This is a genomic window from Leptodesmis sp., assembly GCF_052746595.1.
The window spans coordinates 1-11,717 of sequence record NZ_JBRAGO010000127.1 but is presented as its reverse complement, the minus strand read 5'-3'; the positions used below and the strand labels follow the sequence as shown (position 1 = coordinate 11,717).

Genomic DNA, 11,717 nt, shown 5'->3' with positions numbered 1-11,717 from the left:
TAGAGCACCGCCCTGTCACGGCGGAAGTTGCGGGTTCGAGCCCCGTCAGTCCCGTAGAAACAATCGCTTATACATAGATCAACCCTTAAAAGTAGTCGGGTGAAATTACCTATGTCAATAGGCAGCCCTGTTCTGTTCGGCTGTAAACCCCTTGAATCCTATTATGTTTGTTCGGGTCGCAGAACTACTAAGTCAGGATAGCGGTTGGCACTGTCGCCCAATCTCAGCATCGGCACTTGCAATTCCAGCCTGTGGATCACGATCAGTATCAGGGACTGCCTCATCAGACAGAACGATTGCCTTACCCATCACTGCTTCAATTCTAGTCAGGAGCGATCGCTTGCGATTACCGACAAATCCTTCAAAGTTGTCTCGTCGAAGTGTAACTGGATCAATAGAATGAGTCAGTAAGATAGCATCCATGCCCGGATCATCCAACTGAACTGCTTTATGGGTTTGAAGCTGTTTCAGGTAAGCACTTGGAGCTTGGCCGCCGATCATATGGTTTGCTTTGTAAGAAAGCAGCATCTTATTGAGTGGCGTCGAAATTGGACATACGACTCGTTTGAGTTGGGTTGAGATTGCAGCAAGCAGATACTTGCTCTGTAGAGAGTCTCATGATTGTTGGCCGAAGCTTAACCAGCTCAAACTCAAATGGTTGAGGGAGGATGCTTCCCGGGAATTCTGTGGGAAGCAAATTTACTATAATCTGTTATGGCGGTTCGTAGGCGTTTCATGCTTCAAGCTGGAACAAGCTTTCTGCTGACGGCAGGGGGCTATGGCCGTCTTCGGGCTCTGCAAAACCCTAATCAGGGCCAATCCAGTCTCAACATCAGCAAAACGTTGGCAGATCAGATTCAAAAGCAGGGCTACCTGAGGGTTGCCACAGAGGATGATTATCCACCCTTTGAGTTTCTACTTAATGGTAAACCCTTCGGTTTTGATCATGAATTGCTGGCTCGTTTACGAGAAGCAGTATCCTTTGAGATTCAACAGGATATTGTGCCCTGGCAGGGAATTTTGCCTGGGGTAAAGCAAGGCCAATACGATGTAGCCCTCTCTGCAGTAGGGATTACCGACGAATGGGCGGAATTTTTGGACTTCACGATGCCGATCGCAGAATCGACGATCGCCTATATCAAACGCAAGGATGACTCCTCAATTCAGGGAGTGAAATTCCTTTCCGGTAAGATATTAGGGGTACAGCAGGGAGGGATATCGATGGCCGCCATTCTTGACTTAGAAGCAAGATTGCAGCAGCAAGGAGGCAAGCTGAGATCGATCAAGCAGTACCAGAGGTTTGCACAAGCTTACCAGGATTTGATCAACCAAAAATTGGATGCAGTGCTCCACAACATCGTGTCTCTCTCCGTATTAGTGGATGGGAAACCTGCCATCTTTGAACTAGGAGAGCGGGTGAGTCGCAAACTCTATGCGGCCTGGGCTGTGAAGAAGGGCAATCGAGAATTGCTAGATTTGTTGAACCAGTTGTTGCAGCAACAACGGGAACAGGGAACACTGGAAGACTCCAGCAGGACTGGTTAAAATGACATTTGACAATCTTTCCCAAGAACCTTTATTGCCTGGTGATTGCCGCATTTTACATGAATACTTCTTTGTTTCGCTGTGTTTCATTGATCCGGTTGACAAACTCCGTTCCTCGAAAGCTGGCTTCTCATCAGCGTAAGTTGTTGCTGCGATCGTTGATTGCTGGCAGTATCTTGTTAGTCAGTTGTGGTGCTTACTATAGCTACCATTTGGTGCGTAATACCATGCTGGAAAGTTTGAAGAAAAATGCCTTTTTTAAACTATATGAAGGTCGAGAAAGCCTGGATCGCTGGCTCTCTAACCAAAAATTTTACGTTGAAATCCTGGCAAATACGGTTCAGGTGCGATCGCTGGATTGGGCCAAAGCAGAACCTTACTTGAAGGCAGAAATCCTGCGATCTAGTGATATCTATACCATTGCCATTGGTAAGCCAGATGGATGGCGTAACGTGATCGGGGGCAAGCCTGCAAATGTAGCTGATCACGCCTATTTTAAAAAAGCAATGGCAGGCATTACCAGTGTCAGTAGTCCGCTGATTAGCCGAGCCAACAAAACTCCAACTATTGTAGTTGCAACTCCGATTCGACAAAATTTTCATACCAATAGTCAACCCATTGGAGAGATTCACAGTCTGGTACGCTTAGATCGCGTGAATTTGGTGGTTAGCAGTTTGCAATATGGCAACCACAGTTATGCCTTTGCAGTTGATTCTCAGGGACGAATTGTAGCTCATGCTGATCGCTCCTATAGTTTTAACCAGAAGCAAGTCCAAGATCCCCAACTGTTGCCAGTAATCCAACACATGCTCAAAAACAAGCAGGGCATGGATCTCATCAAGGTTAACGATCGGATGCAGTATGTGGCCTATCTTCCCCTGTGGGAGGCAGATTGGTCGGTGGCACTGGTGATTCCCAGAGAGAATATTGAATCTCAGTTGCAACTTCTGGATATTATTGCCTTAGTCATGGCTGGTATGGCTGCAGTTCTGCTGATTATTCTGGGGCGGGTGCAGGCCATAGAGCAAAGACATCTCAAGAAATCGAATGAACTTCTGGAAAAGCGGGTGGCAGAACGGACGGCAGAGTTATCCAACGCAATGGAGCAACTGCAGCAATCCCAGCTGCGGATGATTCAAACTGAAAAGATGTCTGCTCTGGGAAATTTAGTCGCGGGGGTAGCTCATGAGATCAATAACCCAGTCAATTTTATTCATGGCAATATTACCTATGTTGATGAGTATGCCAGGAATCTCCTGCATCTGATTGATCTCTATCAGCAGCACTTTCCTACACCCCCAGAGTTAATTCAGAATTACTTAGAAGACATTGATTTTGAGTTTTTAGCTCAAGATTTACCCAAAACCCTGGCTTCCATGAGGGTAGGAACCGATCGCATCCAGCAAATTGTTCTCTCCTTACGAAACTTCTCCCGGTTGGATCAGGCCGAGGTCAAACCCGTGGATATTCATGAAGGCATCGATAGTACGCTGCTAATTTTGCAACATCGTTTAAAGGCTACCCCCAATCAAACGGCTGTCGAGGTAATCAAGGACTATGAAGAACTCCCCCTAGTGAATTGCTATGCCAGCCAACTGAATCAGGTGCTAATGAATATCTTGGTGAATGCCCTAGATGCTATGGAAGACCAGCGTAATCCGAATTTGGATCCAGCGCACCCCTGCACGATTCGGATTCAAACCCGGAAGCTAGATTCGGGGATGGTGCAAATTGCGATCGCAGACAACGGTCCAGGCATGACTCCGGAGGTGCAACAGCGGATTTTCGATCCGTTCTTTACCACCAAACCCGTAGGCAAGGGCACAGGTATGGGTATGTCCATCAGTTACCAGATCGTCGTTGAACGACATCAAGGGAGGTTGTACTGTGTTTCCCAACCTGGAAAAGGAACGGAGTTTTTCCTTGAGATTCCCATCCAGAAAAGCTCTGAAGTTTTTTAGCTAACGGTGCTGTTCAATTGCTGCTTAATTGGATGGATACTGTTTGCTCTTGCCAAACTGCCCCCAGTCGCAAACCCACTTCATAAGGTAATACATTGACGCTTGCATCAGTGTCTAGCAAAGCCATTAATTTTAGAGAGCGATCTCTCTAAGAGGATGCTTTAAAGATGTTTTAAAAGCCAGTCTCTTTTTCACCCTGGCGACTGAAGTCGCGGCTGTACCGAGAAAACCTGCCAACGCAGATTACTGAAAACCTTGATTGTATTGAGTCTGTATCGGCAGATTAGGTGAGTGTAGTCGCGGTTTTAACCGCCAGATGCTTCTAAAACACCCTCTAGCTCAGCGTTATTGGCAAACAAGAGGTATTACCTTGGACAGTCTGATCGCATCTACAGGCGAAGCACACAAGATGAAGAACAAAGGACAACCATGACCAGCTACCAATTTCCCAGTGATTTTTGGTGGGGGGCTGCCACTGCGGCCTATCAGATTGAAGGAGCAGCCCAGGAAGGGGGACGGAAACCCAGTGTGTGGGATACGTTTAGTGCCAAGCCGGGACGAGTCCTACACGGAGATACGGGGATGATCGCCAACGATCACTATCATCGCTATGAAAGTGACATTGAGTGGATGGTAAAACTGGGCATTAAACATTACCGCTTCAGCATTTCCTGGCCGCGCGTGATTCCAGACGGACGGGGAGCCGTGAATGAAATTGGCATTGATTTTTATCGGCGGCTGGTCGATCGCCTGCTGGAAAAAGGCATCACTCCTCATGCCACCCTGTTTCACTGGGACAGTCCCCAGGCATTGGAAGATCGTTATGGTTCCTGGCGCAGTCGAGAAATGGCTCAGGACTTTGCGGATTATGTCAGTGCGGTGGTATCCCGATTGGGCGATCGCATCTGCAGTTGGATGACCATGAACGAAATTGTCTGCTTTACCCACATGGGCTATGAAGTCGGGAAAATTCCACCCCATGCTCCCGGCACGAAAGTATCTACCCAAAAAGAAGTCTGGCAAACCTCCCATCATGCTTTGTTAGCTCATGGTTTGGCCTGTCAGGCAATTCGGGCGGCTTCTCCCCAACCCTGTACCGTGGCCCTGGTGGATAATCCATCTGTGACGGTACCCTTAACGGAATCTCCAGCCGATATTGCCGCTGCCCAGAAAGCATTTCATACCAGTTGGCGAAATGGGGGAATTATTTTTCCGGCCTTAACGGGTCAGTACAGTGCTATTTATCTGGAACAGTTGGGTAAGGATGCCCCGAACATGCAAGCGGGAGATCTGGAAATTATCCAGCAGCCGCTCGATTGGCTGGGGTTGAATGTCTATACCGGAACTTATGTCCGAGCAGCAAATAATGCTCAGGGGTATGAATTTTTGGACTATGCCAGAGGCTATCCCAAACTGCATATGCCCTGGCTCTGGATTGTCCCTGAATCACTGTACTGGGCAGTGCGGCATATTTCAGATGTTCTGAATCAACCGAAGTTGCCCCTTGTGTTTACTGAAAATGGCTGTGCAGCGCAGGATGAATTGACGACACAGGGGGAGATTTTGGACAGCGATCGCATCCTTTATCTACGGCAATACTTAAAATCAGTGCATCGGGCCGTGGCAGAAGGCTATCCCGTAAAAGGCTATTTCGTCTGGAGCCTGATGGATAATTTTGAATGGGCCTGGGGCTTCGATCGCCGTTTTGGCATTTTATACAACGATTACCGAACTCAACAACGCATTCCCAAAGCGAGCTTTCACTGGTATGCAGAATGCATTCGTCAAAATCGAGTTGTATAGAGAATCTTGTCAAAAAGCAAAAAATCTGGGTTAAGCAACGGGTTGAATCATTCCGTTTATCATAGCTTCCATGAATCGTTCAATAGCGGCCATTTCTTTAGCATCAGCCTGGCTATCCTCTAAGAGTTGATAAAGATTCCGTTCAACAGCCATTGGTAGCACACCCGCTTCTAACACTTGTTCAACAACTTCGACTAATTGTGTCGCTGATTTCATCACTACAACACCTTTATGACAATAGGACGAATAGGAAATCCAGAAAGCTTGATTCTTAAGTAAGATTGAATCTGGTTTGATTCAACTTTGTGATGTTATTAATATCACTTCCTTAAAGGTGGATTCCAGTAATAACCCCAAGTTCAAGCCTGTGATGTTTTGTTCATGAACCAGTGACGAGCAGGCTTGAGCAATAGTGACGCAGATCAGCTACCAAGTGACCATGAATGAATGACACAGGACAAAAGTCATTCCTACGCCATTAGGCTTTTGTAAATTTCTGAGACGCCTAATACAAGTCGCCAGAAAAAATCTGTAGCATAAACTACAGATTCAAGGATAAATCTATATGAGTTTGCGATTTCATCGATCTACTTCTGTGCCATCCCAACCGGGATTCGCTTCTACTCCCCTGTCCTGGGAGAAACTCCGCAATTTGTCTCAGCTCACTCTTTGTGAATGGGAGCCTTCTACCTAGGTGAAGGTATTTAATCTACCTACCGCCTTTTCTTTTGATGAAGCCTTACTACTCTGTCAAACTTCAGCAAACCACTGGCTAGCCTGGATTCCTGATTACGGCGAGGTTTTACTTCACGCGGATGAATTTTGCGATTTAGTTGAAGCGTGAGAGATGGTGATGGCCATGAATGCCAGCTATTGTTCCATTGTGCCCCTCGTCTTCTGCCTTCCGCCTGGAGTTTAGACATAGGCTGAAAAGCTCATCATTCCTCACTTTCCAACATTTCTAATCTTTTCAAAAAAATTCGTGCCTTTTTGCAAAAAGCGCCTATAGTAGGGGGCATTTCACAGTCATGTGTGGTTTGAACCGTGATGATTCCTTCCTTTCCCGAATGTAATCACTCTCTCGTCAAGTCCCTGGCCCATTACAGCGACCAGGAGTTGTTGACCTTATTTCAGCGTCATACCGATGCGGGCCAGTACTTCACAGCTATCTTCTGTCGCTACAGTGCAATGGTGTATACCCTGATTCGGCATTCGGCCCGATCGCCCGTCCAGGCAGACTACCTGTTTGCCACCACCTGGCGACATATTTTTTACGAGTTAAGTGAACTAGATCTCCGACATCTAGGAGAAGAATCGGGCTTTACTTTGCAAAGCTGGTTGTTAAATATCACCGCCATTTGCATGAATCAAACTGAACTGCCGCCCGTAGAAGCAATTCACTACAACCTGCAAGCTGCTCCACCTCCCCTCTGGTGTTACATGGAGCGAGCACTGGAATATATGCCACCGATTCTGCGGCTGATGGTGCTAATGGCGCAGACGTTTGGTTGGAGCGAAACCCGAATTGCAGCTTATCTGCAGGCTGAGGGGGATGCCATGTCTCCCACAGAAGTACGGGTGCGTCTGCAGGAAGGCTATCGATTGTTAGAAGAAAGTTTGCCGGAAGATGTCCGGGCTATCTATCTGGCTGGGAATACTTGGACGCAGGACAACCAGTTAGCGACCAAATAACCTCTTGGGGAATAGACGATCGCTAACGGGTGTGTAACTCTGTTAGTAGACGTTTTAGGGATTTTGGATTTTAGATTTTGGATTTTGGATCAGTCTGAAATGAGAGTCGAAACTCTAATACCGATTCAAATTGCAGATTGAGCAGATCGAAGGGTTGCAGTTGAACTCTAGCAGCATTCTGCAATCTAAAATCGCAAATCGAAAATCTATAAAATAATCTGAGATCCGCTCAGGAGGTAAGCCTATGAATCGTTGGGTTTCTGGATTCGATCGCTCCAGGGCTTGCATGGGAAAAGCTGGGGCGATCGTAGTTTTATCCCTGCTGGGAGCGGTGGCTCTCCTGCCCAATGAGGCGCAGGGGCAGAGCTTGAATCAGCAGATGACGGTTTACCTGAATAGTGGTAGCCGCAGTCCGCAGCGAGATATGGCCGATCAACTGATGGGGGTGGGGAAAGCCCACGCGGATATGGAAGATTGGCGGGGAGCGATCGTCTCCTGGCAACAGGCCCAGCAGCTTTATTTGCAAGCCGGAGACATGGACGGTCAGGGGCTGGCTTTTAATTATCTGGCGATCGCCTATGCTCACCAGGGGCTACCGCGAGCCACGGAAGATGCTCTGCGTCGGCAACTGGCCGTTTCCCGTGATCAGAGGGATTTCAACACTCAAATTTACGCCAATAACAATCTGGGACAGGCACTGGCTCCCAGAGCAGGGGGCAGTCCGGCGGCTGGAAGTCTGTTTATTGAAGGGTTGGATGTGGCTTCCAGTGTGCGGAACCATCGTGGCGAAGCACATACAGCCCAAAATATGATCTGGTTGGCCAACAGTCTAAATCAGCCCGAACTCAATACTCGTGAGTATGAAATGGCGTTTCTCCCGCCCTCCGAGTGGGTCGCCAATCCTATTAGCTATGGGATCAAACTGGGGCAGCACGGTGATGTCCGGATGGCCGAGCAGCGCTACTACATGGCAACTCAGTTTTATGGCGTAACAGAGACAATGGCTAAAGTCGGAAATAGTCCTGCGCTACAGCTTGCTGCCCTCGATCGCTTAATCAAGGCATATCGAATCATGGGACGGTATGACCTGGCCAGAGATGCCCTGGATGAACGGCTGCAGGTAGTGCAGAAATTGGGCCGACCGCAAGAAGAACTGGCAATCCTGACCCTGCAGGGAGAACTGAACCGGGAGATCGGTCGTAATTTGGTCGCTCAAAAGTATTACGAGCAGGCACTGGCAGTTGCCAAGCGTCTCAATAATCAACAGCAGGCTGACCTGATCCGGGGCCAACTCGCAGCCCTGGAGAATGAAGTCAGGAAATAGCGATCGCTATACTGGGAACTACCAGATTAAGGGAACAGTCACCTAGTTTTACCCCTACATCGTTCAGTCTCTCTCATTACGGTATTCACTATGCATCTTTCTCGTCTGGTACGTCAGGGATTAGCCTTCCTGTTGGGTTTGACTATGACCCTTGGCGTTGGGGTTTTGACTCCAGAAACTGCGAAAGCATTGCCCTGGCAGCAACTGATTTTAAATGGCATTCAATTGTTGCAGTTAAACACCCTATCGTCACAGCAACGGGTTCAGCTAGGGGAAAGCATTCATCAACAGGTCACCAGCAACTACCGCATCAATACCAATCCTCAAACCAATGCCCTGGTGAATCGCATTGGGCAACGCTTGGTGTCTGCCAGCGACTGTTCCCAATATCCCTTCCGCTTCTATGTCGTGCAGGATTCTCAAATCAACGCCTTCGCTACTACAGGCGGCTTTGTTTACGTCAACACGGGCACCATTAAAGCCGCTGATACGGAAGATCAGTTAGCATCCGTGATGGCTCATGAAATTGGCCACATTTGTAATGACGATTTGGTGAAACGGTTGAAGAAGACCAGTTTGGCTCAGGGCGCTTTGACTGCAGCTGGGATGGATCGCAATGCCCTGGCGGGAATCGCTTACAAACTGGCTGTCGATCTACCCAATAATCGCCAGGATGAATTTAATGCCGATACGAAGGGACTTCAATATCTCACCCGTGCTGGATACGATCCACGTGCTATGCCTGCCTTTCTGAGTAAATTATTGCAATCCCCATCTCCCCCAACCTTTTTGAGTAACCACCCCAGCACCCGCGATCGTATTGCCGCTCTGGAACAAAAAATTAATCAGGGCACCTATTAAACCCGGTCAGTTCCCCATCCTTTTGCGACCAAGGACTCTGCTTGAGAGAATGGGCGATCGTGCAATGTTGTAAAACTAGCAGGTTCCATAGCCCATCGAATTTGAGTTGAGTCCGGTGGCGGAAATACTTTCATGGGAGCAGCGATCGCGGCTGGAGTTGGAGAGAGCTGGGCCGGAACAGTTAGCCAGGGTCATTAAGACAGGCGATCGCCGAAAGGTTGCTACAGACGACTCATCGCTTCTTCAAACTTAACTGCCAGGGCCAGGAAGCCATCTCGGTCGGATGCATATCGTCATACCAGGTATAGGGTTCTGTGACCCGGCGACAATCGAGATATTGGGCCTTCGTCGATTGAGTGGCTCGTTTAACGACCTCATTCAGTTTGTCAATAATCGAGGCGATAATTGGCCCCATCAAATGATCTGGAATGCCTTTTTTTGCGTAAATACTGCCCAATATAGGTTCCCCCTTTCACCAGTGGACGGGGGTAATCATAGCCGTAGCAGATTATTTTGAGAGCAGGAAACTGTGACAACTCAGCCAACAGAGTTTTGTAACCCTTCTCAATCTGAACCAGCGCAGCCTCGCCTTCCTTCGTCAAATATTGATCTAAGGGACGGGCAGGATCATAGGTATACACATAACTGCCATTGGCTAATCCAAGTTGCAGATCGTTCCCACCAGCACTGAACATAAAGTACTCAGGTTTCTCCTGAGCCAGTACCCTCATGTACTCCTGATCGCGCAGAATTCGCTCCAGGGTGTGTCCCCAATAGGCAATGTTTCTCATCCTGAAGCGTCCGTTGCGTTCAATCCAATCGGCGATCGCGGGCGGACGAATCAGCACAGGCAGATTAAACCAGGAATCCCCTTCGGCAACAACGCGCTTCTGCCCAACAAAGGCAAAGGTTTCAAGATGGGCATCTCGTTCTTCGCTGATAATCCGCAGCATCCGATAAATCTCAGCATCCACATCGTAGTCAGGAGGAGGTTGATCAATCAGTGCATCCGCCCGAAAAACCAGTTTGGGAATTGGAGATTGCGGGTCGAAATCGACGTAATCAGGCAACTTCTCCAGGGGCATTGTCCGTTGCGCGATCGCAGTTTCGCACTCATTGAAGGTAAGTCTTTTAGCCATTTGATTTTTAAACCTCTCCAGAGTGATTACGGGTGCGGGAGATAGCAAGGCTGCACAGTGCGATCGCCAGCACCAGCACCAGGAAGGTAACAATGATCAGCGCAGAAGCATAGCCAAAATCCAGATAGCGCAGGGCATTAGCATAGATGTAAAGCGAGACAACTTCTGTTGCTCCACCGGGTCCGCCCCCTGTCATCACCTGCACCAGATCAAAAATGCCGAAGGCTTGGGCGAAACGGAACAGCGTTGCCACCAGAATTTGTGGCATCAGCAGGGGCAGAGTAATTTCCCAGAAACGCTGCCAGGGTGAGGCGCCTTCGATCGCATAGGCTTCATACAAATCCGCCGGAACAGATTGCAATCCAGCCAGCAGCAGAATACTGATAAAAGGAGTGGTTTTCCAGACATCGGCCACAATCAGCGCCAGGGTAGCGGTGAACGGTTCTCCTAACCAGTTGATGCCATCCTTAATCAGTCCCAGCCGCAGCAAAATGTCATTGGCAATCCCGAACTGGTCATTGAAAATCCACGTCCATCCCAGGGCAATTAGAGCCGTAGGTAAGGCCCAGGGGAGCAGGGCGATCGTGCGCACCACATCCCGTCCCCGAAAGGCCCGATCCAGCACCAGAGCGATCGCCATGCCCAAGATCAATTCCACCAGTACCGAAATGACCGTAAACCGAAAGGTAATCCCAAAAGTTTGCCAGAAATGAGCATCGCCCAGGATGCGGATGTAGTTATCCAGTCCCACAAAAATCGGTTCTAACTCGGTTCCCAAATTCTGAGCAAAGAACCCCAGCCAGATAGAACGACCAATGGGATAGGCAAATACCACCAGCAGGACGATCACCGCTGGTAAGAGCAAATAGATGCCCGTGCGTTGTTCTTGCGATCGGAGGGAATTTGTCATGGTCATCCGTCATGGATCATTGAGGAGGTAGAGGTTCATGGGATTTTGCCTGAACGGCTGAAAGCCATGTTTCATATAAAAGTCTACTGCGCTCTCATCTAAAGCTTCTGCGATTACCGCTAAAGATGCAACCTGTTTAGAAGCCTTAGCGACTTTTTGAGCGCATCCACCAGCATGAGCGAACCAAATCTTTCTTAAAACTCTTAAAACTGCCAAAACCTTTCAGGAATGTGCAGAAATCATTAGCAGAGTTTACTCCGGAGACGCTAGAAGTGATTTGTTCAGGAACGAATACCAGATTCTGCGCGGTTAACACTTCCCCCTGGAAGATCACGAATTTGCCGCCCGCCTGATCGAGTAATTCATTAGCAAGTAAATTATAAGAACCATTCAAATGTCGTTCCCAGAATAGTCAACTTCTACAGAGTCATTCCCATGCGTGTTTCACCAGAAGTAGAATTAGAGGGACTGGATATTCCAGA

12 protein-coding genes are annotated in these 11,717 nt (G+C 48.4%); 6 read left to right on the top strand and 6 right to left on the bottom strand.

Annotation, left to right across the window (positions count from 1 at the left end; genetic code table 11):
* Positions 1 to 192: 192 nt before the first annotated feature.
* Positions 193 to 528 carry a hypothetical protein gene (locus tag ACUVQO_RS20525; protein ID WP_445927690.1) on the bottom strand — a complete coding sequence of 112 codons (336 nt, stop codon included), beginning with the start codon at positions 526 to 528 and terminating at the stop codon, positions 193 to 195.
* 186 nt (positions 529 to 714) lie between these two features.
* Here ACUVQO_RS20525 and ACUVQO_RS20520 point away from each other — a divergent pair, with 186 nt between their 5' ends.
* The 3 genes from ACUVQO_RS20520 to ACUVQO_RS20510 all read left to right on the top strand — a co-directional run bounded on the left by ACUVQO_RS20520 (position 715) and on the right by ACUVQO_RS20510 (position 5,309).
* Complete coding sequence (locus ACUVQO_RS20520; RefSeq protein ID WP_445927689.1) at positions 715 to 1,545, top strand: transporter substrate-binding domain-containing protein; 831 nt, start codon at positions 715 to 717, stop codon at positions 1,543 to 1,545.
* 59 nt (positions 1,546 to 1,604) lie between these two features.
* Entirely contained in the window at positions 1,605 to 3,506 is a 1,902-nt protein-coding gene (locus ACUVQO_RS20515) for a sensor histidine kinase (protein WP_445927688.1), read from the top strand.
* 429 nt (positions 3,507 to 3,935) lie between these two features.
* The gene (locus tag ACUVQO_RS20510; RefSeq protein WP_445927687.1) at positions 3,936 to 5,309 is read left to right on the top strand and encodes a GH1 family beta-glucosidase; all 1,374 of its coding nucleotides are present in this window, start codon (positions 3,936 to 3,938) and stop codon (positions 5,307 to 5,309) included.
* 30 nt (positions 5,310 to 5,339) lie between these two features.
* Here ACUVQO_RS20510 and ACUVQO_RS20505 read toward each other — a convergent pair whose 3' ends face one another.
* On the bottom strand, positions 5,340 to 5,525 hold the full coding sequence (locus tag ACUVQO_RS20505; RefSeq protein WP_445927686.1) for a hypothetical protein: 186 nt from the start codon (positions 5,523 to 5,525) through the stop codon (positions 5,340 to 5,342).
* An 831-nt stretch (positions 5,526 to 6,356) separates the two neighbouring features.
* On the opposite strand from ACUVQO_RS20505, the gene ACUVQO_RS20500 reads away from it, so the two are divergent.
* From ACUVQO_RS20500 to ACUVQO_RS20490, 3 genes are all read left to right on the top strand, one after another.
* On the top strand, positions 6,357 to 7,001 hold the full coding sequence (locus tag ACUVQO_RS20500; protein ID WP_445927691.1) for an RNA polymerase sigma factor: 645 nt from the start codon (positions 6,357 to 6,359) through the stop codon (positions 6,999 to 7,001).
* 244 nt (positions 7,002 to 7,245) lie between these two features.
* Positions 7,246 to 8,325 (top strand): tetratricopeptide repeat protein, encoded by a 1,080-nt coding sequence (locus tag ACUVQO_RS20495; RefSeq protein WP_445927685.1) that lies wholly within the window; start codon positions 7,246 to 7,248, stop codon positions 8,323 to 8,325.
* Positions 8,326 to 8,415: 90 nt separating this feature from the next.
* Positions 8,416 to 9,186: a M48 family metallopeptidase gene (locus ACUVQO_RS20490; protein WP_445927684.1), complete on the top strand. Its 771-nt coding sequence runs from the start codon at positions 8,416 to 8,418 to the stop codon at positions 9,184 to 9,186.
* 232 nt (positions 9,187 to 9,418) lie between these two features.
* Here ACUVQO_RS20490 and ACUVQO_RS20485 read toward each other — a convergent pair whose 3' ends face one another.
* The 4 genes from ACUVQO_RS20485 to ACUVQO_RS20470 all read right to left on the bottom strand — a co-directional run bounded on the left by ACUVQO_RS20485 (position 9,419) and on the right by ACUVQO_RS20470 (position 11,629).
* Positions 9,419 to 9,601 (bottom strand): hypothetical protein, encoded by a 183-nt coding sequence (locus tag ACUVQO_RS20485; protein WP_445927683.1) that lies wholly within the window; start codon positions 9,599 to 9,601, stop codon positions 9,419 to 9,421.
* Entirely contained in the window at positions 9,573 to 10,325 is a 753-nt protein-coding gene (locus ACUVQO_RS20480) for a hypothetical protein (protein WP_445927682.1), read from the bottom strand. Before ACUVQO_RS20480 ends, ACUVQO_RS20485 begins: the two co-directional genes overlap by 29 nt.
* Before the next feature lie 7 nt (positions 10,326 to 10,332).
* Complete coding sequence (locus tag ACUVQO_RS20475) at positions 10,333 to 11,235, bottom strand: carbohydrate ABC transporter permease (protein WP_445927681.1); 903 nt, start codon at positions 11,233 to 11,235, stop codon at positions 10,333 to 10,335.
* Between the two features lie 145 nt (positions 11,236 to 11,380).
* The gene (locus ACUVQO_RS20470; protein ID WP_445927680.1) at positions 11,381 to 11,629 is read right to left on the bottom strand and encodes a hypothetical protein; all 249 of its coding nucleotides are present in this window, start codon (positions 11,627 to 11,629) and stop codon (positions 11,381 to 11,383) included.
* Positions 11,630 to 11,717 lie beyond the last annotated feature (88 nt).